The sequence below is a fragment of the Paraburkholderia sp. RL17-368-BIF-A genome (assembly GCF_046054045.1).
GTDB lineage: Bacteria > Pseudomonadota > Gammaproteobacteria > Burkholderiales > Burkholderiaceae > Paraburkholderia > Paraburkholderia graminis.
This window is the reverse complement of the sequence record NZ_JARESN010000010.1, coordinates 236095-262615: the sequence shown is the minus strand read 5'-3', so window position 1 is coordinate 262615 and position 26521 is coordinate 236095. Positions and strand designations below refer to the sequence as shown.

At 62.5% G+C, this 26521-nt stretch carries 25 protein-coding genes and 1 pseudogene; 20 read left to right on the top strand and 6 right to left on the bottom strand.

All coding sequences use genetic code 11. From position 1 onward, the window contains the following. Position 1: 1 nt before the first annotated feature. The gene (locus P0D87_RS19415; protein WP_053860353.1) at positions 2–823 is read right to left on the bottom strand and encodes a universal stress protein; all 822 of its coding nucleotides are present in this window, start codon (positions 821–823) and stop codon (positions 2–4) included. Positions 824–1320: 497 nt separating this feature from the next. Between P0D87_RS19415 and P0D87_RS19410 the strand changes: the two genes are divergently transcribed. From P0D87_RS19410 to fnr, 6 genes are all read left to right on the top strand, one after another. Continuing rightward, on the top strand, positions 1321–1902 hold the full coding sequence (locus tag P0D87_RS19410) for a lipocalin family protein (RefSeq protein WP_053860352.1): 582 nt from the start codon (positions 1321–1323) through the stop codon (positions 1900–1902). Positions 1903–3405: 1503 nt separating this feature from the next. Further along, positions 3406–3537, top strand: coding sequence for a hypothetical protein (locus P0D87_RS19405; protein ID WP_321175829.1), 132 nt, complete (start codon positions 3406–3408; stop codon positions 3535–3537). Between the two features lie 476 nt (positions 3538–4013). Then, entirely contained in the window at positions 4014–5360 is a 1347-nt protein-coding gene (locus tag P0D87_RS19400; protein WP_053860865.1) for a PAS domain-containing sensor histidine kinase, read from the top strand. Next, a complete protein-coding gene (locus P0D87_RS19395) occupies positions 5357–6007 on the top strand; it encodes a response regulator (RefSeq protein WP_053860351.1) in 651 nt (216 codons plus the stop codon). The genes P0D87_RS19400 and P0D87_RS19395 overlap by 4 nt, the downstream gene beginning before the upstream one ends. Before the next feature lie 129 nt (positions 6008–6136). After that, positions 6137–6568 carry a response regulator gene (locus tag P0D87_RS19390; protein WP_053860350.1) on the top strand — a complete coding sequence of 144 codons (432 nt, stop codon included), beginning with the start codon at positions 6137–6139 and terminating at the stop codon, positions 6566–6568. After that, the gene (gene fnr / locus P0D87_RS19385) at positions 6561–7349 is read left to right on the top strand and encodes a fumarate/nitrate reduction transcriptional regulator Fnr (protein WP_053860349.1); all 789 of its coding nucleotides are present in this window, start codon (positions 6561–6563) and stop codon (positions 7347–7349) included. Before P0D87_RS19390 ends, fnr begins: the two co-directional genes overlap by 8 nt. Here fnr and P0D87_RS19380 read toward each other — a convergent pair. After that, positions 7336–8328: a zinc-dependent alcohol dehydrogenase family protein gene (locus P0D87_RS19380; RefSeq protein WP_053860348.1), complete on the bottom strand. Its 993-nt coding sequence runs from the start codon at positions 8326–8328 to the stop codon at positions 7336–7338. The two genes, fnr and P0D87_RS19380, sit on opposite strands and share 14 nt — an antisense overlap. Positions 8329–8381: 53 nt before the next feature. Continuing rightward, entirely contained in the window at positions 8382–8657 is a 276-nt protein-coding gene (locus tag P0D87_RS19375; protein ID WP_053860347.1) for a DUF1488 family protein, read from the bottom strand. A gap of 174 nt (positions 8658–8831) precedes the next feature. Here P0D87_RS19375 and P0D87_RS19370 point away from each other — a divergent pair, with 174 nt between their 5' ends. Together P0D87_RS19370 and P0D87_RS19365 are read left to right on the top strand one after the other, a co-directional pair. Next, on the top strand, positions 8832–9167 hold the full coding sequence (locus P0D87_RS19370; RefSeq protein ID WP_053860346.1) for a c-type cytochrome: 336 nt from the start codon (positions 8832–8834) through the stop codon (positions 9165–9167). Between the two features lie 67 nt (positions 9168–9234). Next, complete coding sequence (locus P0D87_RS19365) at positions 9235–9609, top strand: DUF3564 domain-containing protein (RefSeq protein WP_053860345.1); 375 nt, start codon at positions 9235–9237, stop codon at positions 9607–9609. A 54-nt stretch (positions 9610–9663) separates the two neighbouring features. On the opposite strand, the gene P0D87_RS19360 is transcribed toward P0D87_RS19365, so the two are convergent. Next, positions 9664–9834, bottom strand: a complete 171-nt coding sequence (locus tag P0D87_RS19360; RefSeq protein ID WP_082367185.1) for a DUF2964 family protein — start codon at positions 9832–9834, stop codon at positions 9664–9666. 213 nt (positions 9835–10047) lie between these two features. Here P0D87_RS19360 and P0D87_RS19355 point away from each other — a divergent pair. Further along, positions 10048–10246, top strand: a pseudogene (locus P0D87_RS19355) (FAD/NAD(P)-binding oxidoreductase); the annotation flags it as partial. A gap of 272 nt (positions 10247–10518) precedes the next feature. Here the strand turns inward: P0D87_RS19355 and P0D87_RS19350 are convergent. Beyond that, positions 10519–11115: a chemotaxis protein CheB gene (locus P0D87_RS19350; protein WP_053860343.1), complete on the bottom strand. Its 597-nt coding sequence runs from the start codon at positions 11113–11115 to the stop codon at positions 10519–10521. Positions 11116–11632: 517 nt separating this feature from the next. On the opposite strand from P0D87_RS19350, the gene P0D87_RS19345 reads away from it, so the two are divergent. The 11 genes from P0D87_RS19345 to P0D87_RS19295 all read left to right on the top strand — a co-directional run bounded on the left by P0D87_RS19345 (position 11633) and on the right by P0D87_RS19295 (position 25519). After that, entirely contained in the window at positions 11633–11818 is a 186-nt protein-coding gene (locus P0D87_RS19345; protein ID WP_053860342.1) for a hypothetical protein, read from the top strand. Then, positions 11815–13224, top strand: a complete 1410-nt coding sequence (locus P0D87_RS19340; protein WP_408636997.1) for an MFS transporter — start codon at positions 11815–11817, stop codon at positions 13222–13224. The genes P0D87_RS19345 and P0D87_RS19340 overlap by 4 nt, the downstream gene beginning before the upstream one ends. A 16-nt stretch (positions 13225–13240) precedes the next feature. Next, positions 13241–17047 (top strand): nitrate reductase subunit alpha, encoded by a 3807-nt coding sequence (locus P0D87_RS19335; RefSeq protein WP_053860340.1) that lies wholly within the window; start codon positions 13241–13243, stop codon positions 17045–17047. 28 nt (positions 17048–17075) lie between these two features. Continuing rightward, positions 17076–18599 (top strand): nitrate reductase subunit beta, encoded by a 1524-nt coding sequence (gene narH / locus P0D87_RS19330; RefSeq protein WP_053860339.1) that lies wholly within the window; start codon positions 17076–17078, stop codon positions 18597–18599. 3 nt (positions 18600–18602) lie between these two features. Next, positions 18603–19319: a nitrate reductase molybdenum cofactor assembly chaperone gene (narJ, locus tag P0D87_RS19325; protein ID WP_053860338.1), complete on the top strand. Its 717-nt coding sequence runs from the start codon at positions 18603–18605 to the stop codon at positions 19317–19319. Beyond that, positions 19316–20044 carry a respiratory nitrate reductase subunit gamma gene (gene narI, locus P0D87_RS19320; RefSeq protein ID WP_053860337.1) on the top strand — a complete coding sequence of 243 codons (729 nt, stop codon included), beginning with the start codon at positions 19316–19318 and terminating at the stop codon, positions 20042–20044. The genes narJ and narI overlap by 4 nt, the downstream gene beginning before the upstream one ends. Before the next feature lie 19 nt (positions 20045–20063). Next, positions 20064–20843, top strand: coding sequence for a peptidylprolyl isomerase (locus tag P0D87_RS19315; protein WP_053860336.1), 780 nt, complete (start codon positions 20064–20066; stop codon positions 20841–20843). Positions 20844–20905: 62 nt separating this feature from the next. After that, positions 20906–21304 (top strand): SirB2 family protein, encoded by a 399-nt coding sequence (locus tag P0D87_RS19310; protein WP_053860335.1) that lies wholly within the window; start codon positions 20906–20908, stop codon positions 21302–21304. A gap of 214 nt (positions 21305–21518) precedes the next feature. After that, positions 21519–23393 (top strand): type IV pili methyl-accepting chemotaxis transducer N-terminal domain-containing protein, encoded by a 1875-nt coding sequence (locus P0D87_RS19305; protein WP_053860334.1) that lies wholly within the window; start codon positions 21519–21521, stop codon positions 23391–23393. Next, positions 23390–24061 carry a response regulator gene (locus P0D87_RS19300; protein ID WP_053860333.1) on the top strand — a complete coding sequence of 224 codons (672 nt, stop codon included), beginning with the start codon at positions 23390–23392 and terminating at the stop codon, positions 24059–24061. Before P0D87_RS19305 ends, P0D87_RS19300 begins: the two co-directional genes overlap by 4 nt. Positions 24062–24316: 255 nt before the next feature. After that, positions 24317–25519, top strand: a complete 1203-nt coding sequence (locus P0D87_RS19295; RefSeq protein WP_053860332.1) for an NnrS family protein — start codon at positions 24317–24319, stop codon at positions 25517–25519. A 433-nt stretch (positions 25520–25952) separates the two neighbouring features. Here the strand turns inward: P0D87_RS19295 and P0D87_RS19290 are convergent, their stop codons facing one another. Further along, positions 25953–26174, bottom strand: a complete 222-nt coding sequence (locus P0D87_RS19290) for a hypothetical protein (protein WP_053860331.1) — start codon at positions 26172–26174, stop codon at positions 25953–25955. Positions 26175–26521 lie beyond the last annotated feature (347 nt).

The following is a 26521-nucleotide window of genomic DNA, read 5'->3' as shown; positions in this document are numbered from 1 at the left end:
ATCATCTGCAGGGGACGAGCAGAAGAGGCATATCCGCCGCCAGCGCGACCGCAGCTCCCACGCTGCCGTAGCGCCAGACGGCTCGTTTGGCCGTAGAGTGCGTGCCCATTACTAACAGGTCGGCGCCCCACTCCCTCGCGGCCTGCACGATCGCGTGCGCCAGGTTATCGCTATCACGCGCGGCGGCGAGAACGATAGTCGCGGCATCGGTCGGGCGTGCGCTCTTCGCGTCCAACGATACACACGCTTCCCGCAACTGAGCGTGCTCGCCCGCTATTCGCCGGGCCTCAGTCACAGCGCAAAGTGCGCTCGCGCCGCCGTCGCTTGCAACGAAGATGCGGCGTGGCGGGACATGGAACCGACGCGATTCATCTGTCGGAACAAACAGCACATTGCAGGCGGCAGCCTGTGCGAGATGTGCAACGGAGCGGTCGTCGCAAAGCACCACATCCGCGCCCCAGCGGTGCGCCATTTCGCCGATCGACTGCACCGCGTTTGCACCGGCGGGGAGTTGCAGCGCGTACGATGCGCCAGCATCAACGCCGCGCGCAAGCAGCGCGCAGCGCTCCGCATCGGCCGTCGCGACGTCCGGCCTGCAGACGCCGCTCACCCTGTCGGTCCCGGAAGCCGCGTCCGGGACCACAGCGACTGCGGCAACGGCATCGGGCATCGCCCAGGCCTCAGCGTAATCGACGGTCATGGCCGGTAACGCACCACCGTCCCGGACCACGACGAGCAACCGGCGGTAGCAGCCACGCATCGCAGGCCTTTCCGGGCCCAGACCGGTTTCTCGCACGTCGCGCTGCACTTCTGCGGGTTTCATCCTGCTCTCCTGTTGACAACCTTGATAACCTCCAGCATTGACGATGGTCCAGCGCCCGGCTTGATGTCGACCAGTCGCGGGCTATCTGCACGAACGCTTGCACGCTAACCGCGCCGGGGCGCTCCGTTGATTGAAGTCAAGCTGGCGCTCTCATACAATCGGTCGAATACCCGCCAGCGCGACACACGCGATGCGGGAGGCGCCGGACTGCGTCTGGTTGAACCGAATGGTTGTCGACGATGCGATGGCGTGCTGCAAGTCAGCCAGCAAAGAGCCTCATACCCACCGCAACTCACGGCGACGCCGGCGGAAGCAAGTCGTGACGGTCGTACAGTAGTAATTCCCCGGCCTGCGTTTGCGGCTCGTGGCCGTGTTCCTCAGTCATCGTATGATGACTACGCAATAGGGCCGGTGTACGCCGCGACGGCCGAAGAGTCCAGGTGACTGCACCAGCGCAGGCCAGGATTCGTAAATGTCGGGACACCCGGGAAACAATCATGCGCACATCGATGTCATGCCTCGCCACATTCGTGGCCTTCCTGACCGGATGCGCGCATGGACCCACGCCCGGACAGGATGCGCAGTTGCCTCGCCCCGCATGCACCGCCGCCGCGCCAATCGATCTTCAACGATACATGGGGCGCTGGTACGTTCTCGCCGACACGCCGTTTCTGAGCGAACACGACTATGTCGGCAATTACGACGAATGGACGTTGCGCGCCGACGGGACAATCGACGACAAATACCTCGGCCGGCGCCATGACTTCGATCAGCCGGTCTCTGGAAGCCACTTCGTCGCGAAGGTAATGGCCGGGACCGGCAACACCAAGTGGCGAGTGGGGCTCATCTGGCCGTTCGAAGTCATCGTGGTCACTGCATACGTCGACCCGGAATATCGCTACACCATCCGCTGCATGGAGGACGGCAATATGGTGTGGGTGCTTGCACGCGAACCCGCGATTGACGAGGCCACCTACAAGGAAATGCTCGGCCGGCTTCGCGCCATGGGTTTCAATCCTGACCGGATGCAACGGGTTCCGCAGAAGGCCGAGGAAATCGGCCGGCCGGGCTTTCGATAAAAACGTCCGGCGTCTGCGGCATGTGTACTGGCGCCGTCGCGAGTTATCGCATCAAGCATCATTGCCAAGTCAGGCGCTTGCAAGCGGCCCCCAACAGCCTTGCCTCGCAAGCGTGATCCAGTCCGTCAAGCATCTGTACATCAAATGTCTTGTGCAGGGCTCGAACCACACGTCAGACTGCGCACGCGGCTCCTGGTTCCGTCTCCCATGCGCCGCATGGGTTGCAGCATGCGCGCACACGCCAAAGCCCCTTCTCCCGATTTCGGGAAAGTCCCCGATGTGGCTCGTCGAATGGCGCCGTCTTGCTGACGTCCGCGGATGCGTCTCGCCATTGACGTGCATCAACTGCGCACAAGCGTCATGACGTAACCTGACTCCATACGCGATGTCGAAACGAGGCTAGGTATGTTTAAGCGGATCTTGCTCCTTGCGTTTCTCGTGCTGCCGGGGTCGTTCGTGATTGTATCGCTCGTCTGCGTCCATCCTCGCAGCCGCGCCATGCTGGCCGAGCTCGCATATAGTCCGCAATTGCTTGTGTTTGTAAAAGTGCACATAGCGCGGCGGCTACCGTTCCGATCATCTCAGCCAGCACGCTCATGCGCTGAGCCTGGCGGTGATTTGAACGCGAGCATCGAATTTGAACAAAAAGATCAGCTGAGAACGGTTGGTCAGTAGCGGCTCAGCGCGGGCTCGGAAGGCCGGGCCCGTGAGGTGCAGGTACAGCAGAACGAGCCACAGTCGCGGAAAATCCGAAGCGATACCGGCGGGCCAGATTCAGGGAGACGCAGCGCCCGCATAGCGCTGTTCGACGGCAAGCCGGAAAAGCGGCCTGTGTGCACTGGCGCGCGACAAGCACGGCGCCGGCCATCACCATAATCGCCGCGAGCCGAGAACCAATCACATAAACAGATGCTCGGCGCCTGGCAGCATAAAGACGGTGACGCAGACGAGCGCGTCGGCGGCAACAGCACTGAGCGAAGCCACCATCAGGTGATGTTCGCAGTATGTCCGCGGTGACTGGCTTCATGAATCTTTCTCGCCGCGCAACGAAAACATGCACGGCGTCTTGCGAGGAACCAGCGCGCCCTGTTGTGAGGCGCTGCCAGCCGCCGATAGAACGTTCACCGCGGTCGCGCTGAATTCCTGAATGAACTAGCATCGCCTTCAGTCCCACCAACGAACTAACGTGACGCGGCACATTCCTGGCACTCCGAATCTAGTAAGCTGTTGATTCTCGATAGTAGCGAGTCAACCCGCAGGCAATCTTAGGCAGAACGCGGTCGAATACCGCCCGATTGAATGTACGACCCTTTCCTCACGTCTGCTAGGGATCGCGGAACGATTCGGGTCGCTGTCGAGGGCCGCGGAAGTTCGTCGCGTGCGCTGGCGCGCCAGCAGTGGAGCTGGCGCGCGGCTCGGGCGCAACACTGCGGCACCTTTCGTCGCAGACCTGCCGTTGCTGATCTACGACGTACCCGGTTGCGACCCGACATATCTTCGCGTTTGTCGAGGAAAGCAGGCGACGTGCTCGTCGACGCAACGGCACAGATGGCGACGGGCGTGGAAGGACTGCTGTGCGTCGCAGAAACGGAGCTGGCTGTCAACGACTCGCATCGCATCCAGTTTGCAGTGTAGCAGCGCGCCGCCGATATCTTAATGACGGACACTGACGGCGGGCGGGCGAGCAGCGGCTTATGCACGGGAGCGTCGCCGAACATTGTCCGCAAATTGCCATCTGGCCAATGTTGCTGACTGTAGCGCGTTGCGCGACGCCCGCGAGCGTTGCGCAGGCCATCAGCGGAACTGTCACCGAACCGCCGGGAGCCGCAACGGTTTGCGAACGCGTCTTGACGACGGCTTACTTCGTGCCCCCGCGCGCGCCCGACAGCAGGCGTGGACTTCTGCCAAGACGCGAGGACGACACTGGCATGAAGCCGGCGTTTCGCGCACAATAATACAAACACGCGCACGGCGCACATGTTGCGCGGCACGCCGCCGGCCAGCGGCGATGCAGACCGAATTAGCCCACATTTGAAACACTGGCCACCCGCGAACGTATGGCATCGTACCGCACACTGATCCTTGTCCGCAGTCATTTCAAAGAGACACACATGCCCCCCAGCGGTAAGACGCCCACGCCGCCAGACGCTGTATCGAAAGAGCGGTCAAACGGCATCACCTCGCGGCCTGAATTCGCGGCGGCAGCGGTTTTCGCAGGGGCGCTGGCCGCCATGCTCCTGGCGCGCCAGTGGCTCGATCCCGTATTGTTCGTCTGCGTTGCCGCTGCCCTGTTTTTGAGCACGAGCGCATTCATGCTCGCGCGCGCGGGTCGCGAGACGTCTGCCGCGCACACCGAGGCAAGCGCCACCATCACTCAGTCCGACGCGAAAGAAGCGCGCATGATGGCGATCATCCGCTCGTCGATGGAGGCGATCATTACCATCGACGAACAGCAGCGCGTCGTGCTCTTCAATCCGATGGCCGAGCAGATTTTCGGCTGGTCCGCGATGGACGCGATCGGCGCGCCGCTCGCGCGCTTCATCCCCGAGCGGTTTCGCGCGACGCACGCCCGGCATGTCGAACAGTTCGGCGTGACCGGCGTGTCCGACCGCCAGATGGGCCGGCAGCGCGTACTCTCAGGCTTGCGCGCAAACGGCGAGGAGTTCCCGATCGAGGCCTCCATCTCGCAGATCAGGGATGGCGAAACGCGGCTCTACACCGTCATGCTGCGTGACGTGACCGAACGGGTCAGAGCGGAGCAAGCCCAGCAGCAGGCGCGCGAGGAGCTACGCGAACTGTCGGCGAATCTGCAGAGGATCCGTGAAGACGAAAAGACGCGCATCGCACGCGAACTGCACGACGACCTCGGCCAGCAGCTGACCGCCCTGAAAATGGACATCTCGTCGGTTGAAGAAGCGCTTAACGGATCCGCAAGCGAGCTGGTGCGCGACCATTTGCAGGGCATGCGCCGTATTATCGACGCGACCGTGGCATCGGTTCGCCGCATTGCCGCCGATCTGCGGCCGGTCATGCTCGACGATCTCGGACTGATCCCAGCAGTCGAATGGCTCGCGAACGACTTCACAAACCGCTATGGCATCGACGTCGAGCGCGACATCGAAACCGGGGACGCACTTTTCAGCCCCGCAGGGGCAACCGCGCTGTTCCGTATCGTGCAGGAAGCGCTGACCAACGTTGCACGCCATGCCGACGCCACGCTCGTCACACTCAGCCTGCGAGCCAGCGACGAGCGTGTCGTGCTGCGCATCGCCGACAACGGTCAGGGCGTGCATCGTGTGGGCGAACCGGCCGGCAAGTCGTTCGGCCTGCTCGGCGTTCGCGAACGGGCGCACATGCTCGGCGGCGCCGTCGACATCCAAACCGGACAAGGCAACGGCTTTGCGTTGAGCGTCACCATTCCAGCGGAGGCGGTGCAGATGCAGGAGTCGCAACCATGACCCGTGTCTTGCTCGCCGACGATCATGCGCTCGTGCGCGACGGTCTGCGGCATATTCTCAAGGGCGCAAGCGGCTTCGACGTGGTGGGCGAAGCGAGCGACAGCCCGAGCACCGTCGCACTGATTCGCGCGTGCGCCGCAGACGTGCTGGTGCTCGATCTATCGATGCCGGGCCGCAACGGCGTCGAACTGATCAAGCAGATCAAGGACGAAAAGCCGTCGCTGCGTATCCTCGTGCTGACCATGCACGCCGAGCAGCAATACGCCGTGCGCGCGTTCAAGGCCGGCGCGTCCGGCTATCTGACCAAGGAAAGCGCGAGCGCCGAGCTTGTGGCGGCCGTGACGAAGGTGGCAGCGGGCGGCGTCTACGTGAGCCTCGCGATGGCCGAACGGTTCGCGCAGAGTCTGAACGAGCCTGCCGACCTGCTGCCGCATCAGCGCCTGTCCGATCGTGAATTCGACGTCCTCAAGCGCATTGCCGCCGGCCAGACCATCACGGAGATCGCAGCCGAGTTGTGCGTCAGCGCGAAGACCATCAGCACCTACAAGACGCGCATCCTCGAGAAAATGCAGATGCCGCACGAAGCCGCGCTGGTGCGCTATGCCGTGCGTCACAAACTGGTCAGCGACGAAGAGGACGATACCTGACCGCCTCCGCCTCACTGGCGGGCTACGGCGTCTGATGTAGGAAACGCCCTACACAGGTTCTTCCTCGCCTACTCCAAGTTCGTTCCGCGCCGATTTTATTTTGAGATGGCGCAGCCGATACTTCGAGGCATGAACTCAAGCCTCAATCACCCGACCTTGCGCGTTTTTCTCGTCGACGATGCATTCCCGGTACGGCGCCGCATGGCCGCGCTGTTGGGCGCACTCGACGGCGTGCAAATCGTCGGGGAAGCCGAGGAGCCCGGCGCGGCCTTCGTGGGCATCGAGGCCTGCGCAGCCGATCTGGTAGTGACCGAATTGCATCTGAGCGGCGGCACCGGCATGGAGTTGCTGACCTTGCTCGCGCAACGCATGCCGCACGTGATCGCGATGGTGCTGACCAACCGTTCCGGCGCCTGGTTCCGGCGCGCATGCCTGACAGGCGGCGCGCACTACTTTTTCGACAAGACTCGGGAATTCGACCTTGCGCGAAGCACAATCCAGCGGATTGCCAGCGAACATCACGCACGCGCCCTTCGTCCATCAGGAGCACATCATGTCTGACGTTGCCGCTTATCCGACCAGCTCGCGCACGTTCATCCCGCCGCAAATTGTAGCGAGGCCGACACAAGAAGTCGCCACTGATCGTGCGCCGCGCAAGGACCTCACACGCTGCTCGTCGTGCTCCATGCGCCCGATGTGCATGCCGCCAGGTCTGACGCCCGAGGAATTGCAGAGGATCGAAGCACTCATCCGCCCGTCGCGGACCATCAGGCAGGGTGAGACGATGTTCCGTGCGAACGATACGTTTCAGAGCATCTATGCGGTACGCGCGGGGTCGTTCAAGACCGTCGTCATGCACCGCGACGGCCGGGAGCAAGTGACGGGCTTTCATCTCGCCGGCGATTCGCTCGGACTCGACGGCGTGTGCTCAGGCCAACATAGCTGCGATGCCGTCGCGCTCGAAGACAGCAAGGTCTGCATCATCCCGTTCAATCTGCTCGAGACGATGTGTCGCGAAGTGAAGGCCGTTCAACAGCACGTGCACCGGATGATGGGTAGCGAGATCGTGCGCGAATCGTCGCAGATGATGCTGCTCGGCACGATGTCGGCGGAACAGCGCGTGGCGACGTTCCTGCTGAATCTGTCGGATCGCCTCAGAAATCGCGGCTATTCGCCGGCTCAATTCCACCTGCGCATGACGCGAGAGGAAATTGGCAGCTATCTGGGGATCAAGCTCGAAACGGTAAGCCGGATGCTGTCCCGCTTTCAGCGCGATGGACTACTCGACGCGCACGGCAAAGACATCCGCATCCTCGATCACGACGGCCTTATCCGGGTTTGACGGCGAGCACTGCTGCGCCCGTCAGGCGCCCGTCACGCAGATCGGCGAGCGCGCAATTGGCATCCTTCAACGCATAAGTCGTGGTTTGGAGCGCGAGGCGGGTCTCGCCCGCGATGCGCATGAAAGCCAGTCCGTCGTCGCGGGTCAGATTCGCGACCGACACGAGGTGCCGTTCGCCCCACAGAAACGAATAGGGAAACGACGGAATGTCGCTCATGTGAATTCCGCCGCAAACCACCACGCCGCCCTTTACGACTGCTTGCAAAGCCTGAGGAACCAGCGCGCCGACCGGCGCGAACAGCAACGCCGCATCGAGTTCGGCGGGGGGCGCGTCGTCGCTGCCGCCCGCCCACGCTGCGCCCAGCCGTAGTGCGAGTTGCTGCGCCGCGCGATCGCCGGGCCGTGTGAACGCGTATACCGTGCGTTGCTGATGACGTGCTACCTGCGCGACGATATGCGCCGCGGCTCCGAAGCCGTAAATGCCGATGTTCCGTGCATCGCCCGCCATGCTCAAGGCGCGATAGCCGATAAGACCCGCGCATAACAAAGGAGCCGCCTCGATATCCGTGTAAGGCGCCGGCAGATGAAAACAATAGCGGCTGTCGGCGACAGTGCGTTCAGCGTAACCGCCGTCTATCGTATAGCCGGTGAAACGGGCATCGTCGCAGAGATTTTCCCGTGCCGAAAGGCAGTAGCGGCAGCGGCGACACGTATAACCTACCCACGGCACCCCCACGCGATCTCCGACAGCGAAACCCGTCACGCCGGCGCCCACTTCCGCCACTGTGCCGACGATTTCATGACCGGGAATAACGGGCCGCCTGGGACGATCGAGCTCGCGATCGACCAGATGAAGATCGGTGCGGCACACGCCGCACGCGTGGACATCGATCAGCATTTGCCCGATCCCAGGCGTCGGGTCCGGCACGTCCTCTTCACGCAAAAGCGGTGATTTACCGTCGAAAACCATCGCACGCATAAGGGTTCTCCTTCTTCACGGCCCCGTTCCGTCCCGCAACACCCCCGGGGGCTTCAGTCGCAAAAGCGAAAGTAACCACTGTGCAAGAGCACAGGCTTTGCGCCGATCTCGTTCAGCAGATTCCTTGCCGCGTGCTCGATGCGACGCCGATTCGATTCGAACGCGGCGAGCAGATCTTCTTCGCGCAGTGAAGCGGCGCCGAAGTGATCCTCCAACGCTTCGGCGGAAATTGCGCACTGCACCCGGGTGTCATCCACCTGTGCAGGAAATGCGACGACGAGATCGCGCGCGCAGTACTCAGGGCATTCATCGGGAAAATGGATCTTCATGACAGCCACCTGATCGTATGGCGTATGCGGTCAGTGCGCCGCGGCGCCTGTTACCAGCATAGGACCTACCCGCAGCCAGCATAATTCGCGCACTGTTCTCCGGTTGATCGAGGTCAACCGCAACGCAACACCCGACCGTACACTGAACTCATTCCCTCGCACAGGAGCGCGCCAATGAACGCCTTAAGCCGCAACGGCCTTCTGGCATGTGCTGCGTTCATGCTGTTTGCCCCCGCCGCGCAGGCCGAGCCCGAGCCGGCCGCACTGGTGGATCAGCATCGCTGCATGTTCTGTCATACGCGCGACGCAGCGTTCCTCGCACCATCGTTCGAGCAGATCGCCGCTCGCTACCGCGATGTGCCCAACGCGCAGTTCATGCTTGAGCACAAGTTGCGGTTGGGCGGCAAAGCCCATTGGGGAGACATGGCGATGCCGTTGCCGGCCGATCGCGGCGGGCCAATATCGGCGGAGGACGCACACACGCTGGTGCACTGGGTACTCAGTCAATGATCGCTCTTGAAAGCCGCGACCTCCGGGTTCCCGGATCAGCTGACCATAGTTACGTTCGGAGATTGTCATGCGCCTCACAATTCATCTCGATACATTCAATTGTGAACATCCGATGGCTTTTGCCATCCTGTGGCTCGACAAGGACTCGCGGCAATGGTCGCGCGAGGGTCACCTCGGGCTGGACCTGCCGGAGTGGGGTCTCCTGCACATGGATTGCGGCAATACGCTCGTGTGTGGCTCCAATGACACCACGCCTCTATGCGTTCTCGAAGGGTTGGACCTGAACGGTTGCGACGGTCCTTTTGAAGGCGAGACAGGCAGCGCCCAATGGTGCGCGAAGGGCGCACGCACGCTGATGACTGGACACTGGCATGTGCAATGTATCGATCATGAGCATACAGCGCCAGAGCATGGTCTGTTCGCTGGCGGCGACGACGCTTGAATCGCTGGGCTCGGCGATGTTTCGAGGCTCGGCTGTCGGTAGGTCCCCGAGCAGTCATGTGTCGCCGCTGCGCGTAGGGTCGAGCAACAGCACGAAGCACGCAACGCCTCCCACCACAGCGGCAACGCCATAGCGGGAAAAGGACGGCTCGTCGAACAGCACGCCGCGAATCGACGCCGCGGTGCCTGCAAGCGCTGCAAAAACGGCGATTGCTGAAAATAGGATCCCGCCGTCCTAGCGGATCGTGATGTCCTCCAAGGCGATGATTAAAGCGGTAACGACATCATCGGTCAGAAGACCTCAGTGCTCTTGATCGGGGTCAAGCGGAACATCCACGACAGCACGACGCGTCGCGCTATACGCTTTAGCGGCGCGTTTATATATCCGGCAAAGAGGCAGCCCGCTCGACAACAGTTGGTCGGTGGGCCTCGCCGCGCCATCTTTGAGGCCGCCGACGATTTACGCGTCCAAGCGAGCATCGGCGCGGAGAAGGCGAAGCGTGCCGCGGCGCTTCATTGCACGAGCCAGGGCAACGCGCATCGCGTGAAAGCCAATGTGATCGTGCTTGTACAACGCGCAACTGTGTTTCAGCCCGAAGGTCGATGCATGGGGCGAGCTTGACGTGAGAGAGTTGTTCAAGCACCACATGCACGCGCCTTCGATGGCCTTCGCCCGCGGCGCTAATAAGCGCGAAGAATCGGCGTCCATAAGCGGCCGGTGAATCAGGTCAACCACTGAAACAACTTTAATCATGGAGCTTTCCAATCTACTCAATGGCTCCCGCTGGAAGTCGGACCGTCGCTGAAGCGCAACCGCATCGCATAAGTTCGGAAGCATCCCGAGAGCATCTGAGCCCGTGCGCCGTCACAAGGCAGGGCGCGCCCGGTATTCCGAAATGACCTGCATGACTCAACGCGCGACAGTGTCAGCCGTAGCTAAACTGGACAGCGCCCGGGCCAGCTCGGGAAGATTCCCAACGAAGCTGATGGGTCCATCGTAGTCAATCGCGTTGCGTTGCATGCCTCGCGGCTTGTCGTCGGGGTCTAGCACCATCGTGGTACCGCCAACGTCATGTATTGCCGCAAGACCGCGGCTGCCGTCTTCCAGAGCGCCGGACAGGATTACCCCGACCGCAGCGGCACCTGCTTCATGGGCCACAGACTTGAACAGAAGATCAATCGTCCGATTCCGGAAGCGGTTGCCCGCGCCGTCGAGCAGCACCGCACGTCTGCCAGCGCCAACTGTAATCGGCCGGTCAGGCTTACCTATGTAGCAGACGCCGCGATACAGAGGATCACCATCACCTGCTACAGCAATGGGAACCCGGCTCTTTTTCTGCAGCACCTCGCGCAGGAAGCTTTGCTGGTCGCACGGTCGGTGAAGCACCGCCAATATTACGGCGTTCATTGTCACCGGCCAGATTGCGAGCAGGTTCCTGAGGTCTTCGAGCCCCTGGCTGCCGCTCGCGCCAATGGCAACGATCCGGGCGGTAAGAGTGCAATCCATCAGTGCCTCCGTGCAGCGCGTTCGTTCCATGCATTGAGCGTATTGCGCTGGGGCGTTGCGAAGCTAAGGGATTTAGCGGTGCCATGCAGTACTCATGAAAGAGGAACGTGAGAGGCGCAACGAACAGGCGCGACCGCTGTAAGCACTATGTCATCGGGCCGTTCGGCAGGTTTGATCTGCGTCATGTTGATCATACGACGCGGCGGCACCGTTAGACTCTGCACTGCCACGCTACGACAAATTCCTGCCAGATGGAAACGGGCCATTACCGGATCGCGCCAGCGCCGTGCAATAGCCTTAATCCCGCATTCTCCAGCATAGCCGAACGCCGGATCGCAGCTTGGCTGGTTGATCCATCTCAATCCGATTGCAATTGTGAACCCCGGTAGTTCTTTCGAACTACGGCCAAGCGCAACGGCATAGTTCCAATGCCTCGCGCGTGTCCTCCACTCGGCGGATATTCATCCGCAGCCGGGCCGCCCACAATCGTGCTCAACCATTGGAGCGGCGACACACCATGAATCCCTTGCTTAACCCGATTTTCGACCAGAGCTGGCCACTGCAGGACGCCGCCGTGCTGATGTTCTGCATGTCCGTGGCGATCTGGCTCGCGTGCTTCGCGATGGAACTGCGCGAACACTCAACACGGCCGCGCCAGGATAGCTGCGGCCGGGCCGGCCGTTCAACAGGAAAATTGCAATGAACTCGCGGCCGATAGTATCGAGGCCAGGCCGCACGCTCGCGATCTGGTCCCCGGAAGACAAGGCGTTCTGGGAACGTGAAGGCGAAGCGATCGCGAGGCTCAATCTGTGGATCTCGGTCCCCGCGTTGTTCCTCGCGTTCGCCATCTGGCAGGTGTGGAGCGTCGTTGCGGTGAACCTGCCGACGCTCGGCTTTCGCTACTCGACCAATCAGTTGTTCTGGCTCGCGGCGGCACCCGCGCTGAGCGGCGCGACGCTGCGCATTTTCTATTCGTTCATGGTGCCGCTCGTCGGCGGCCGTCGCTGGACGGCGATTTCCACTGCCTCACTGTTGATCCCCGCCATCGGTATCGGTTTCGCGGTGCAGGACAACACGACCACGTATCCGACCATGCTCGGGCTCGCATTGCTGTGCGGCCTGGGAGGCGGCAACTTTAGCTCGAGCATGGCAAACATCAGCTTCTTCTTCCCGAAAGAGCGCAAGGGCTCCGCGCTCGGCGTCAATGCGGGTCTCGGCAACCTGGGGGTTTCGGTCGTGCAGTTCCTGAGCCCGCTCGTCGTCACCGCCGGCATCTTCGGCATCTTTGCCGGCCATCCGCAAAGCATCGTCAAGGCCGGACAGACCACGCTCGTGTGGACGCAAAACGCCGCCTTCGTCTGGGTGCCGTGGATCGCACTGGCTTCGCTCGCCGCGTGGTTTGGGATGAACGACCTCGTGGAAGCGAAGGCGTCGTTCGCCGAACAGGCAGTGATCTTCCGGCGCAAACACAACTGGCTGATGTGTGTGCTGTACCTTGGCACCTTCGGCTCGTTTATCGGCTATGCAGCGGGCTTTCCACTACTGATCAAAAGCCAGTTCCCCGGTGTGAATCCGGTCGCCTACGCATGGCTGGGACCGCTCGTCGGCGCCGCGGTGCGCCCCTTCGGCGGCTGGCTCGCCGACAAGCTGGGCGGTGCGCGCGTCACGCTGTGGAATTTCGTCGTGATGGCATGCGCGGTGGTCGGAGTGCTGACCTTCCTGCCGAGCGGCGCCTCGGCGGGCAGCTTCGCGGGTTTCTTCGCCAGCTTCCTTGTACTGTTTCTGACCACGGGCATCGGCAACGGCTCGACCTTCCGCATGATCCCGGTGATCTTTCTCACCTCGAAGCTGCGCGAGGTCGACCCGGTGAACCAGGAAGCGGTGCAGCGCGCGACCCGGGAAGGCAATACCGAAGCCGCGGCCACGCTGGGGTTTGCCGCGGCGATGGCGGCTTACGGCGGCTTCTTCATTCCCAAGAGCTATGGCAGCTCCATTGCCCTCACCGGCAGCCCTCAAACGGCGCTGTACGTGTTTATCGCCTTCTATCTCATGTGCATTGCCGTGACGTGGTGGCACTACGCCCGCCGCAACGCACCGATGCCCTGCTGACCCCGGAGCCTGTTCCATGAGCCATTTTCTCGACCGATTGACCCACTTCGCGCTCCCCAGGGAGCAGTTTGCGGACGGTCACGGCGTCACCACCGGCGAAGACCGCACGTGGGAAGACACTTACCGTAATCGCTGGGCCCACGACAAGATCGTGCGCAGCACGCACGGCGTGAACTGCACGGGCTCCTGTTCATGGAAGATCTATGTGAAGGGCGGCATCGTCACGTGGGAAACGCAGCAGACCGACTACCCGCGCACCCGCTGGGAGATGCCCAATCATGAACCGCGCGGCTGCGCGCGCGGCGCGTCGTACTCCTGGTATCTGTACAGCGCAAACCGCGTGAAATACCCGATGGTGCGGGGACGCCTGCTCGAACGCTGGCGCGCCGCCTTGAAGGCGCAGGGCGATCCGGTCGCGGCGTGGGCCTCGATCGTCGAGAACCCCGAGGCGCGACGCGATTACCAGAAGGTGCGCGGCATGGGCGGCTTCGTGCGCAGCAGTTGGGACGAAGTGAACCGGATCGTCGCCGCCGCCAATGTTTATACGATCAAGAAGCACGGCCCGGACCGCATCATCGGCTTTTCGCCGATCCCCGCGATGAGCATGGTCAGCTATGCGGCAGGCAGCCGCTACCTGAGCCTGATCGGCGGCGTCTGCATGAGCTTCTACGACTGGTATTGCGATCTGCCGCCGGCAAGCCCGCAAATCTGGGGCGAGCAGACCGACGTGCCGGAATCGGCGGACTGGTACAACTCGTCCTACATCATCGCGTGGGGCAGCAATGTCCCGCAAACGCGCACGCCCGACGCGCACTTTTTCACAGAAGTCCGCTACAAGGGCACAAAAACCGTCGCGGTCACACCCGACTACAGCGAAGTGGCGAAGCTGTCCGACCTCTGGCTGCACCCGCGGCAGGGAACCGATGCTGCACTCGCGATGGCGATGGGACACGTCGCGCTCAACGAGTTCTACTTCAAGAAGCGCAGCGAATACTTCGACGGCTACGCGCGGCGCTACACCGACTTGCCGATGCTCGTGATGCTCAAGGCGCACACGCTGCCGGACGGGCGCGAGACCCTGGTGCCGGACCGCTACCTGCGCGCGAACGACTTCAACGGCAAGCTCGGGCAATCGAACAATCCCGAATGGAAAACCGTCGCGTTCGACACGAACGGGCGTGCCGTGCTGCCCAACGGTTCGATCGGTTTCCGCTGGGGCGCCGAAGACGGCGAGGACGCCGGCAAGTGGAATCTGGAGGAAAAGGAAGCACGTCACGCAGAGACAGCGACACTGAAGCTCTCGGTGCTGGAAGACGGCTCGCAGCCTTATGAAATCGTCGATATCGCCCTGCCCTACTTCGGCGGCGTTGCTTCACCGCATTTCACCGCCAATGAACTGGACGGACAAATCAATCACGTCAAGGCGCCGGCGGTACGCCTGCGCCTCGGCAAGGAAGGCGACTCGCGCGAAGCGCTGGTCGCCACCGTGTTCGATCTGCAAGCAGCGCAGTACGGCATCGACCGCGCCCTCGGCAGCGGCGCGGCCAGTTACGACGACAATGCTGCGTACACCCCTGCCTGGGCGGAGTCGATCACCGGCGTGCCGCGCGATCAGATCGTCACCGTGGCGCGAGAATTCGCCGCAAACGCGGACAAGACGCACGGGCGCTCGATGGTAATCATCGGCGCGGCAATGAACCACTGGTATCACGCCGACATGAACTACCGCGGCGTGATCAACCTGTTGATGATGTGCGGCTGCATCGGCCAGAGCGGCGGCGGCTGGGCGCACTACGTCGGCCAGGAAAAGCTGCGTCCGCAAACCGGCTGGACCGCACTCGCTTTCGCGCTGGACTGGATCCGTCCGCCGAGGCAGATGAACGGCACGAGTTTTTTCTATGCGCACACCGACCAGTGGCGCTATGAAAAGCTGAACATGGAGGAAATCGCTTCGCCGCTGGCGGACAAGCGTCTCTATGGTGGCAGCATGATCGACTACAACGTGCGTGCCGAGCGTATGGGCTGGCTGCCTAGCGCACCGCAGTTCAAAACCAACCCCTTGCAGGTGGCGAGGGAGGCGGCCGGGCACGGCATGGAAGCGAAGGACTATGTCGTGCAGGGGCTGCGCGAGGGCAGCTTGCAGATGAGTTGCGAAGATCCCGACGCGCCGCAGAACTGGCCGCGCAACATGTTCGTGTGGCGCTCGAATCTGCTCGGCTCCTCGGGGAAGGGCCACGAGTATTTCTGCAAGCATCTGCTGGGAACGGAAAATGGCGTACAGGGCAAGGACCTGGGCCGCGACGACGCGCGCCCTGTCGAGGTCCAATGGCACGACGAAGCGCCGGAGGGTAAGCTGGATCTTCTGGTGACGCTGGACTTCCGCATGAGTACCACTTGCCTGTACTCGGACATCGTCCTGCCGACCGCCAGCTGGTACGAGAAAAACGATCTCAATACGAGCGACATGCACCCGTTTATTCACCCGCTCTCGGCTGCGGTCGATCCGGTTTGGCAGGCGCGTTCCGACTGGGAAATCTACAAGGGGTTCGCGAAGGCGTTCAGCGAAGTCTGCGTGGGCCATCTCGGCGTCGAGCGCGATGTCGTGCTGACGCCGTTGATGCACGATTCGCCGGCGGAACTCGCGCAACCGTTCGAGGTAAAGGAGTGGAAGAAAGGCGAATGCGATCTCATTCCGGGCAAGACGGCACCGCAGATCGCAGTGGTCGAGCGCGACTACCCGAACGTCTTCAAGCGCTTCACGGCGCTAGGTCCGCTGATGAACAAGATCGGAAACGGCGGCAAGGGCATTGCGTGGAAAACCGAAACCGAGGTGACGCAACTCGGCCAGTTGAATGGCCTCACCCAGGACGACGGTCCGACCAAAGGCATGCCGCGCATCGTCACCGATATCGACGCCTGTGAAGTAATCCTGCAGCTTGCGCCTGAAACGAACGGTCATGTGGCGGTGAAAGCCTGGGAAGCGCTGTCGAAAGCCACCGGCCGCGAGCACAAGCATCTCGCGCTCTATCGCGAGGACGAGAAGATCCGCTATCGCGACGTGCAGGCGCAGCCCCGCAAGATCATCAGTTCGCCGACCTGGAGCGGCATCGAAAGCGAAACAGTCAGCTATAACGCCGGCTACACCAACGTTCACGAACTGATTCCGTGGCGCACGCTGACCGGACGCCAGCAGTTCTACCAGGATCATCCGTGGATGATCGCGTTCGGTGAAGCCTTCTCGAGCTATCGTCCGCCGGTGGATCTGAAGGCAACGGGCGACATGCATAACATCAAGCCCAACGGTCACCCGGAAATCGTGCTGAACTTCATCACGCCGCACCAGAAGTGGGGCATTCACAGCACCTACAGCGACAACCTGCTGATGCTCACGCTCAATCGCGGCGGCCCGGTGATCTGGCTCAGCGAAGATGACGCGAAGCGCGCCGGCGTTGAGGACAACGACTGGGTCGAGCTGTTCAACATCAACGGCGCTATTGCGGCACGCGCGGTGGTCAGCCAGCGGGTCAATTCCGGCATGGTGCTGATGTACCACGCACAGGAAAAGATCATCAATACGCCGGGTTCGGAGATCACAGGGGTACGCGGCGGCATTCACAACTCGGTCACCCGGATCGTGCTCAAGCCCACCCACATGATCGGCGGCTATGCGCAACTGAGCTACGGGTTCAACTACTACGGGACGATCGGCACCAACCGCGACGAATTCGTCGTGGTCCGCAAGATGAAAGACGTCGACTGGCTGGATACCCCACGCGGCGACGCGCTCGCGCGCGCCTATCAGCCCCAGGGCGAGAACCCCTGATCGATCGCCGGTCCCAAGGAGCCAAATCATGAAAATTCGCGCACAGATCGGCATGGTGCTGAACCTGGACAAGTGCATCGGCTGTCACACCTGCAGCGTGACCTGCAAGAACGTGTGGACGAGCCGGCCGGGCGTGGAATACGCCTGGTTCAACAATGTCGAAACGAAGCCGGGCATCGGCTACCCGAAGGAATGGGAGAACCAGGACAAATGGAACGGTGGGTGGGTACGCCATGCCGATGGTTCGATCGCGCCTCGCCAGGGCGCGAAGTGGAAACTGCTGATGCGCATCTTCGCCAATCCGAATTTGCCGCAGATCGACGACTACTATGAGCCCTTCACGTTCGACTACGATCATTTACAGAGCGCGCCGGAAATGAAAGCGGCGCCGACCGCCAGGCCGCGCAGCCTGATCACCGGCCAGCGCATGGAGAAGATCATCTGGGGACCGAACTGGGAAGAAATCCTCGGCGGCGAGTTCAGCAAGCGCAGCAAGGACCGCAATTTCGACGACATCCAGAAGGACATCTACGGCCAGTTCGAAAACACCTTCATGATGTATCTGCCGCGCCTGTGCGAGCACTGCCTGAACCCCGCATGCGTCGCGTCGTGCCCGTCCGGTTCGATCTACAAGCGCGAGGAAGACGGCATCGTGCTGATCGACCAGGACAAGTGCCGCGGCTGGCGCATGTGCGTAAGTGGCTGTCCGTACAAGAAGATCTACTACAACTGGAAGAGCGGCAAGGCCGAGAAATGCATCTTTTGCTATCCGCGCATCGAGGCCGGACAGCCGACAGTGTGCTCGGAAACCTGCGTCGGACGCATCCGCTATCTGGGCGTGCTGCTGTACGACGCGGACCGCATCGAACAGGCCGCGAGCGTCGAGCATGACAAGGACCTGTATGAGGCGCAGCTCGGCATTTTTCTGGACCCGCACGATCCCGAAGTGATGGAACAGGCCCGCAGGGACGGCATACCGGAGAACTGGCTCGATGCCGCGCGCGCGAGTCCGGTGTACAAGATGGCGGTGGACTGGAAGGTGGCGCTACCATTGCACCCCGAATACCGCACGTTGCCGATGGTCTGGTATGTGCCGCCGCTCTCGCCGATTACCGCTGCCGCGAACGCGGGCCACATGAGCGCGAACGGCGAAATCCCCGACGTGAACCAGTTGCGCATCCCGGTCAAATATCTCGCAAACCTGCTTACCGCGGGCGACACGAAACCCGTCGTGCGCGCCCTCGAACGGATGCTCGCCATGCGCACGTATCAGCGCGGCAAGCATGTGGACGGCTGGGAAAACCACGCCGCGCTGCAACAGGTGGGTCTCAGCACCCACGAAGTCGAAGACATGTACCGCACGATGGCGATCGCCAATTACGAAGACCGTTTCGTGATTCCGACCACGCACCGCGAGTATGCGGAGAACGCCTTTAACGTGCGCGGCGGTTGCGGGTTCAGCTTCGGCAACGGCTGCTCAGATGGGGTGACGGACACGAGCCTGTTCGGCAGCGAAAAGAAGCGCACCATTCCCATCAAGGCCGAGGTCTGAACGATGTCCACTCAAGCCCTTCATCCTGCCGCGCATGCCACGACGCTACGCGTGCTGGCGCATCTGCTCGACTATCCCGACGCTGCGCTGCGTGAGCATTTACCCGACCTGCGCGCGGCCTTGCACGCACAGCGCACGCTGAGTGCCGCGCGGCTCGGCGAACTCGATGCGTTGGTCGATCAGCTTCTAAACGCCACCGGCTTCGACGCCGAGGCCGTCTACGTCGACCTCTTTGACCGCGGGCGCGGAACCGCACTGCACCTGTTCGAGCACGTCCACGGCGATTCGCGCGACCGCGGCCCGGCGATGATCGATCTGATCAAGACCTATGAGGAGGCGGGACTCTATCTCGCCTCCGGCGAACTGCCGGACCATCTAACCGTGGTGCTGGAATACGCGTCGACGCAACCGCCGCTAGCGGCCGCCGCTTTTCTGCGGGAGGTCGCGCACATCCTGCGCAGCATCTTCAGCGCGTTGACGAGGCGCGAGAGCGCCTACGCCTGCGTGCTGGCCGCGCTGCTGGACCTTGCCGGCGAACCGACGAAGCTCGTCGAGGTTGCCGCCGAGCCCTTGCTCGACGAGACGTGGAGTGAGCCTGCCGCCTTTGGCGACTGTTCGTCCGAGGGGCAACGCAGTCCTGGCGAAGCGCAACCTGTGCGTATCGTCAGAACGCCACGCCAGCCGCAAGCCGGTCAACCCGCGCATGGAGCGTCCACATGAACATCGCCGCCCACACTTTCTTGTTCAGCGTCTATCCGTACATTTGCCTCGCCGTGTTCCTGCTGGGCAGTCTCGCACGCTTCGATCGCGACCAGTACACGTGGAAAAGCGATTCGTCGCAGCTTCTGCGCACCGGGCAATTGCGCTGGGGCAGCAACCTGTTTCATATCGGCATCCTGTTCCTGCTGTTCGGGCACACGGTAGGCCTGCTGACACCGCATTTCCTCTACGAGCCATTCATCAGCGCGCAGCACAAGCAACTGCTGGCCATCATCACGGGCGGGACGGCCGGCCTGATCTGCTTCACCGGTCTTTGCTTGCTGCTGCACCGGCGCATCTTCGATCCGCGCATCCGTCTCACGAGCCGCCGGACCGATCTGGCGATCCTCGTCATCCTCTGGGCGCAGCTCTGCCTCGGCTTGCTGACGCTGCCCTACTCGTTTGCCGACCGGGCTGATGCGCATACCATGCTGGCGCTCGCCGACTGGGCGCAGCGCGTCGTGACGTTCCGCCCCGACGCAAGCGGTCTGCTTGCCGTCGAGTGGCCGTTCAAGGTGCATATCGCGCTCGGCATGACCATCTTCCTGCTGTTCCCATTCAGCCGGCTGGTCCATGTGTGGAGCGGCTTCGCATCGGTCTCGTACCTGGTCCGCCCTTATCAACTGGTGCGCTCCCGGCGCCTGAACGTTCCGGCCGGTCATCAACAGCCGCGTCGCAGAATCTGACTCGCAGGAGGGACGAAACATGCAACAGGACCTGTCCGTTGTCGCAACCGTCAATGGGATTGCGCTGCATGACACTGGCGACATGCTGTCTGCCGAGGATTTACGCCAGCGTGCGTGCATCGAACTGCTGCGCCAGTCCGCCATCGAGGCAGGTCTGCTCGCCGCGGACGACCCGCTGCCCACTGACGGCGCCATCAGCGTCGCCGCCTCAGAGGCGATCGACGCGTTGCTCGAGCACGCCTTGCAATTGCCCGAACCGACCGACGACGCCTGCCGTCGCTACCATGCGGCGCATCGGAACCGCTACGCCGTCGGCGAGCGGATGCGTGCGCGCCACGTTTTGTTCGCCGTCACGCCCGGCGTCGATATCGGCGCGCTGCGCAAACGCGCCGAAGCGTGCCTGCTGGATCTACGCTGCGAGGATGCCGCAGCAGACGACCGCTTCGCGCGCGTGGCGCGGGACCTGTCAAATTGTCCAAGCGGCGGCGTGGGCGGAAACCTCGGCTGGCTGCGCGCCGACGAATGCGCGCCCGAGTTCGCAAAAGAACTGTTTGGCCGGCCTGACATCGGCGTATTGCCGCAGCTCGTGCACAGCCGCTTCGGCCTGCACGTGGTCGAGGTCGTGGAGCGGGAGGCCGGTGCCGTGCGCGACTTCGAGGCGGTGCGGGAAGCGGTCGAGCAGGCACTGCGCCAGCAGACCTTCGCCACGGCGCTTCGTCAGTACGTCAGCCTGCTCGCGGGCCGGGCCGATATCGCCGGAGTGGATCTCGATGCCGCGGCCACGCCCCTCGTCCAGTAGCCTTTGAGCACGCGCCCGCCTGTCGCGATTGTGCCGGCTCTGCATTTCGGCGGAGGAGCGACATGCCGTTGATCGACTTTTATCCGCTGCTCAAATTCAGCCATGTCTCGCTGGTGAGTTGCAGCGGCGCCTTTTTCGCGGTGCGCGGCGGTGCGGTGCTGACGGGCCGGGTCTGGCCGATGCGCAGCCACTGGCGGATCCTCAGCTATGTCATCGACTCGCTGTTGCTGGGCGCAGGCGTCACGTTGTGGCTCATGCTGCGCCTGAACCCCGTGCGCGACGCGTGGCTCGGCATGAAGCTTCTGCTGCTTGTGCTGTACGTCTTCACCGGTTCGCTCGCCGTCAAGCGCGGACGCACGATGGTCCTCCGCGGCGTCGCGTATGGATGCGCACTCAGCTTGTACCTCCTGATCGCGTCCATTGCGCTCGCGCACAATCCGCTCGGTTTGCTGGCGCGCTGATAGCCGTGACCTTCGCTCCAGTTTTCCGGGCATCGCCCGGCGCTGGTTTCGCAATAGCATCGGGAAATGCGCCGCCACGCCAAGTCGAACCATGGAACCCGCTTCGAATTGATCTGGATCAGTGCTTTCGGGTGGCCCGCCAGTGACTATGTCGCTTAAGCTATCGGGCGCCGCGGAGCCCGTCTTAACCGTCTGGAGCGATCCAGAAACGCACATGAACAGATTCCGGACACTGGCCGCCAAGCTCGGCGTCATCGGCGGCATACTGCTGCTGGTGGCGTTCGCCTCCATCGGCTACACGCTTTGGGCAAGCTGGCAACTGGAGGGCGGCGCGGCCGCCGTCAATGAAGCAGGACGCATGCGCATGCAGACGTGGCGGCTCGCGCAGACGCTTGCGAGTGGGGACACGCTCCTCGCGAAGACCCAGGTCGCCCAGTTCGATCAAAGCATCATGCTCTTGCGCGACGGCGACCCGTCGCGGCCACTGCTCATGCCGCGCGATGGCGCCTCGACAGCGGCCTTCGCCGACGTGCAGCGCACCTGGCAGATAGTAAGGTCGGCGTGGATCACTTCGCCCGCGCCGGGCCCAATCGAAGCCTCCAAACAGGCTGAAGCCTTTGTCGGGCACATCGACGCCCTCGCGTCCGCGATCGAAGCGCGCCTAGCTTATCTGACCACAATCCTGAACCTGCTGCAGGTTCTCATGATCGGGCTGACCATCGCGAGTGCCGTGACGCTGCTCTACTCGGCGTATCTGTTCGTCTTCAATCCACTCGAGCGGCTCAGAACCGGCCTCACGCGCGTGCGCGAGGGCGATCTGTCGGCGCGGGTCGCGGTCGAATCGGGCGACGAGTTCGGCGCCGTCTCGGAGGGCTTCAACGAAATGACGGAAACCTTGCAGGAGCTCTACCAGAATCTCGAGGTCAAGGTCGAGGAGAAGACTGTACGGCTCGCCACGCAGCACGCGCGACTGACTGCGCTGTACGAAGCGAGCGCGTTTGCGGCGCACGCCTCGACACTGGACGAGCTCGCCGATGGTTTCGCGAGGCAGGCGAGACGCGCCGCGAAGGCGGACGCATCGGCGATTCGCTGGTCCGACGAAGCGAACCTGCGTTATCTGCTGGTCGCATCGGACGGACTTCCCCGCAATGTGGTCGACCGCGAACAGTGCATTCCGACCGGCGGTTGCCATTGCGGCCAGGCCGTGGCGCACGCGGACACGCGCGTGATCCCGATCCGGCTAAACGGTACGGGGCCGCTGCACGACTGCGGACAAGCGGGCTTCACGACTGTCATCAGCGTTCCCGTACAACTGCAGGAGCGCATGATCGGCGAGATGGATCTGTTCTACCGTGAGCCAACTACGCTCACTGACGAAGACCGCACGTTGCTGGAAACGATGGCGAGCCATCTGGCTGTCGCAATCGAAGGGCTCAGGGCTGGCGCGCTCGAACGCGAAGCCGCGGTCGCCGCGGAGCGAAGCCTGCTCGCGCGGGAAATGCACGACTCGATCGCGCAAAGCCTCGCGTTCATGAAAATCCAGACCGCTCTGCTGCGCGGCGCGCTCAAGCACGCCGACGCGCCGAGCATCGAACGCACGATCGGCGAGCTCGAAGCCGGCATTCACGAAAGCCTGTCCGATGTGCGCGAACTGCTGATGCACTTCCGCACCCGCACCAACGCCGAGGACATCGTTCCTGCGCTGCAGACCACCCTGAAAAAGTTCGAGCATCAGACAGGATTGATCACGCATCTGTCGATCGAAGGTACGGGTGTTCCGTTGCCCGCCGACGTGCAAGTGCAGGTGCTGCATGTCGTACAGGAAGCGCTGTCCAACGTGCGCAAGCATGCGCAGGCGCACGAAGTATGGCTCGACGTTCAGCAGACGCCGCAGTGGCGCGTGGAAGTCCGGGACGACGGCTGTGGCTTCGCGACGGAGGCGACCGCACTGGACGAAACACACGTGGGTTTGCGCATCGTGCAGGAACGGGCCGAGCGCATCGGCGCCGACGTCGAAATCGCGTCGGTGCCAGGCTCGGGCACCTGCATCGTGCTGACGCTGCCCGAACGCAGGAGAGTGGCAGCATGACCGGACATAAACAGATTCGCGTTCTCGTGGTCGACGACCACTCGCTTTTCCGGCGTGGCGTGGTTGCGCTCCTGACGGCGGATTCGCGATTCGTCGTGGTGGCCGAGGCCGGCGATGCCGGTGAAGCCTATCGACGCGCTGCCGAGACGCAGCCCGATGTCATCCTTCTCGACAACCATCTGCCGGGCGTGAACGGCGTAGACGCAATCGCGGGATTGAGGGAAGCAGCGCCGCTCGCGCTAGTGCTGATGCTGACTGTCAGCGAGGACGCGCGCGACTTGGCTGCCGCGCTGCGTAGCGGCGCGCGCGGCTATCTGCTCAAGACTGTGGACAGCGACGGCATGGCCGCCGCGATCGTCGGAACCATGGCGGGCGAATCCGCGATCAGCCCGGAGATGACGGGTAAGCTGGTGACCGCGTTTCAGTCACTGCAAAGCGCGGCAAAAGCGGATGACGCTTCGGCCGGGCAGGACCCGATTCATAGTCTGTCCGCGCGCGAGGACGAAATTCTTGGCTATATCACGCGGGGCAGGACCAACAAGGAAATCGCGCGAGCGCTGAACATTGCCGAAGCGACGGTGAAGATCCATGTGCAGCACATCCTCCGGAAATTAAAGCTCAGTTCGCGCGTGCAAGCGGCCGCCTATGCGGTCGCTCGGGCAGCATGATCGCGGCGGGTGGAAGAGACGCAGACGCGCGCGTCGGCAAAAAGGGCTTCACGACTGGTCTCATGCATCCCTGCGCGCATTCCGGGAATTCGCGGCGATCTCCTGACTTCGCGACGACTCCTGAGCCAGGCGGTAATGGGCGTCAGCCACGGTTCGACGTGTCCATCTGAGTCATGTCAACAATCGCAGCGTGGGAACCCGAAATCGGGCCCGGGTGCGGCTTAAGATGTACGCAATCTGTATCTCTGGAGAAGCATGATGGAGACCGGCGAACCTGCCTCATTGAATTCGTCGCGCGATGCCGGCGCGCTGCCGGTCCTGCGACTCGGCTTTCGGCCGTTCTATCTTGGCGGCGCCGCCTTTGGGATCATCGCCGTCGCACTGTGGCTGCTCGCGCTGCACGGCTATCCCGTTGCAGGCCGCTCGACAGCGATGAACGGGATGATATGGCATGTCCACGAGATGATCTTCGGCTTCGTCGCCGCGATCGTCGTCGGTTTCCTGCTCACGGCGGTACGCGCATGGACCTCGCTCGATACGCTGCGGGGGCCCTCGCTCGGATGGCTTTGGCTGCTGTGGGCCGGCGGCCGCGTGCTGCTGTGGCTCGCCCCGCAACCGCTCGCTGCGTTAGTCGACACCGCCTTTCTCCCGGTTGCCGCCATCGTGCTGCTGCGCGTGCTGCTCGCCGCGCGCAATCGCCGCAATCTGTTTCTGCCCGTGGCGCTGGCCGCGCTCGGCTTGCTGAATGCGCTTTTCCACTGGTGGCTGTGGCACGGCCGCGCGGACCTCGCGTTGCGCGCCGCTTATGCGGCAACCGGCCTCGCGATCATGTTCGTGACGGTCATCGCCGGACGCGTGATCCCGATGTTCACGATGAACGCGATGCCTGGAGTCTCGGCAAAACGCTGGAAGTCCGTGGAAATGCTCGCCGCGCCGACCGTCATCGTGGCGTTGATTGCCGATGCTCTCGCCGCGCCCTCCGCGTTAATTGTCGCCAGCGCAGGCATTGCAGCCGCGATCAACGCGGCGAGAATCGCAGGCTGGCATTCGTGGCTAGTCCTTTCACGGCCAATTCTCTGGATTCTTCATGCAGCCTACGCGTGGATTCCCGTCGGCCTTGTGATGCTCGCGTTGGCGGCAACCGGAATCGTGCCGCACTCTCTTGCGATTCACGCGCTAACGGTTGGGGCAATGGGCTGCGCGATCATCGCAATGATCACACGCACTGCGCTCGGTCATACAGGACGAATGTTGGTCGCGGGCCGCGCAGAAATCGCGAGCTATTGGCTGATGATCGCGGCCGCCCTTCTGCGCGTCTTTGGGCCCTTGTTAGCCGTTAGTGCAACGGGCGCATGGGTCGATGCGGCGGCCGTTTGTTGGATAGCAGCGCTGGTCCTTTACCTGTTGAAATACGCGCCTTATCTGACTGCGCCCCGCGTGGATAGGAAATCGGGTTGACATGCGCCGCACCACCATCTGCATGCGACCAGATTGAAAAGGCTGCGCTGCGGGCGGACTTTCAGGTGTCTAGGCCTGCTGCGTTCACAGAGCCTGACGCGACGTGAAAACGAACGCGCGGGTCTCTGACCGTCGGCGACCTACGGCGCTCCGATCGGTTCGCGCTGCGGGAGGAGCGTGCCCTATCGCCGGGCGATATGCGTTGGTTCTCTCGCGACGTCGCACCTCTTGCGTGCTTTGCCGACGTTGACAGGTTGATTGGGCTACTGCAACTTGAATAACCATCGGAAGAACTGCGAGCGCGGTGCGACAGGACTAGGGGTCCAAAAAACGACTAACCGCACATTTTTGGCTACTCGATTCGCGGCTTGGCGTTGTTCGTTTAGTACTTCTGACACCTTCCACTGCCGGAAGTCGACTTTTGTCGGGCGCCTCAGAGGTCCAAGCGGTTCAACTCATCGGAATCGCCCCCCATCGCTTTACATACGTCGCGCATAAATTCCGCGCTCAGCGCGTCGCACTCGGGCGAGCCGAAGGCAACGTCTTCGGGGTTTTTCCTGCCTCTGGCCCGACGCATAATGCGTACTGTTGAAGTCAGGGCCGCCATCTCCTGGAAAAGCGGATGCTCGGAGCCAATACGACGGTGTCTATCCATGATTTATATCCTGTTAGGCTCACGAATACTTTAGACGATTCGTGCCATAAGGCAAACGGAAAAGCGCCGCTGACCTTCCGCATGCGGCTTTCACGCTCTCCGCTCACCTCCCGTTCTTATAGTCGCTTATTGTCGATGTGGGTCACGTGTGTTTTTGCCGCGGCCGCGGCACCATGCGCTCGTCTCTGATATAACGCGTGCTTTCCAAGTGGCGAGAGACGGTCGCGGCTGGCACTCGATCCGGAGAGAGCGCTCAGCATATTGGTCACGCGATGAAATCCCAGCAAACATGCCTCCACATAGCCTGCACCGCACCTCGGGGACGCGAATTGCATTAGCGGATGGAA

What these genes read in the sequence shown, in the direction of transcription:
- P0D87_RS19340 (WP_408636997.1), top strand. Translation starts at nt 11,815, where the DNA reads ATGAACTCGCGGCCGATAGTATCGAGGCCAGGCCGCACGCTCGCGATC.
- P0D87_RS19335 (WP_053860340.1), top strand. Translation starts at nt 13,241, where the DNA reads ATGAGCCATTTTCTCGACCGATTGACCCACTTCGCGCTCCCCAGGGAG.
- P0D87_RS19295 (WP_053860332.1), top strand. Translation starts at nt 24,317, where the DNA reads ATGATGGAGACCGGCGAACCTGCCTCATTGAATTCGTCGCGCGATGCC.
- narJ (WP_053860338.1), top strand. Translation starts at nt 18,603, where the DNA reads ATGTCCACTCAAGCCCTTCATCCTGCCGCGCATGCCACGACGCTACGC.
- P0D87_RS19395 (WP_053860351.1), top strand. Translation starts at nt 5,357, where the DNA reads ATGACCCGTGTCTTGCTCGCCGACGATCATGCGCTCGTGCGCGACGGT.
- narH (WP_053860339.1), top strand. Translation starts at nt 17,076, where the DNA reads ATGAAAATTCGCGCACAGATCGGCATGGTGCTGAACCTGGACAAGTGC.
- P0D87_RS19305 (WP_053860334.1), top strand. Translation starts at nt 21,519, where the DNA reads ATGAACAGATTCCGGACACTGGCCGCCAAGCTCGGCGTCATCGGCGGC.
- P0D87_RS19350 (WP_053860343.1), bottom strand. Translation starts at nt 11,115, where the DNA reads ATGGATTGCACTCTTACCGCCCGGATCGTTGCCATTGGCGCGAGCGGC.
- P0D87_RS19365 (WP_053860345.1), top strand. Translation starts at nt 9,235, where the DNA reads ATGCGCCTCACAATTCATCTCGATACATTCAATTGTGAACATCCGATG.
- narI (WP_053860337.1), top strand. Translation starts at nt 19,316, where the DNA reads ATGAACATCGCCGCCCACACTTTCTTGTTCAGCGTCTATCCGTACATT.
- P0D87_RS19300 (WP_053860333.1), top strand. Translation starts at nt 23,390, where the DNA reads ATGACCGGACATAAACAGATTCGCGTTCTCGTGGTCGACGACCACTCG.
- P0D87_RS19380 (WP_053860348.1), bottom strand. Translation starts at nt 8,328, where the DNA reads ATGCGTGCGATGGTTTTCGACGGTAAATCACCGCTTTTGCGTGAAGAG.
- P0D87_RS19310 (WP_053860335.1), top strand. Translation starts at nt 20,906, where the DNA reads ATGCCGTTGATCGACTTTTATCCGCTGCTCAAATTCAGCCATGTCTCG.
- P0D87_RS19315 (WP_053860336.1), top strand. Translation starts at nt 20,064, where the DNA reads ATGCAACAGGACCTGTCCGTTGTCGCAACCGTCAATGGGATTGCGCTG.
- P0D87_RS19390 (WP_053860350.1), top strand. Translation starts at nt 6,137, where the DNA reads ATGAACTCAAGCCTCAATCACCCGACCTTGCGCGTTTTTCTCGTCGAC.
- P0D87_RS19290 (WP_053860331.1), bottom strand. Translation starts at nt 26,174, where the DNA reads ATGGATAGACACCGTCGTATTGGCTCCGAGCATCCGCTTTTCCAGGAG.
- P0D87_RS19370 (WP_053860346.1), top strand. Translation starts at nt 8,832, where the DNA reads ATGAACGCCTTAAGCCGCAACGGCCTTCTGGCATGTGCTGCGTTCATG.
- P0D87_RS19400 (WP_053860865.1), top strand. Translation starts at nt 4,014, where the DNA reads ATGCCCCCCAGCGGTAAGACGCCCACGCCGCCAGACGCTGTATCGAAA.
- P0D87_RS19345 (WP_053860342.1), top strand. Translation starts at nt 11,633, where the DNA reads ATGAATCCCTTGCTTAACCCGATTTTCGACCAGAGCTGGCCACTGCAG.
- fnr (WP_053860349.1), top strand. Translation starts at nt 6,561, where the DNA reads ATGTCTGACGTTGCCGCTTATCCGACCAGCTCGCGCACGTTCATCCCG.
- P0D87_RS19415 (WP_053860353.1), bottom strand. Translation starts at nt 823, where the DNA reads ATGAAACCCGCAGAAGTGCAGCGCGACGTGCGAGAAACCGGTCTGGGC.
- P0D87_RS19410 (WP_053860352.1), top strand. Translation starts at nt 1,321, where the DNA reads ATGCGCACATCGATGTCATGCCTCGCCACATTCGTGGCCTTCCTGACC.
- P0D87_RS19375 (WP_053860347.1), bottom strand. Translation starts at nt 8,657, where the DNA reads ATGAAGATCCATTTTCCCGATGAATGCCCTGAGTACTGCGCGCGCGAT.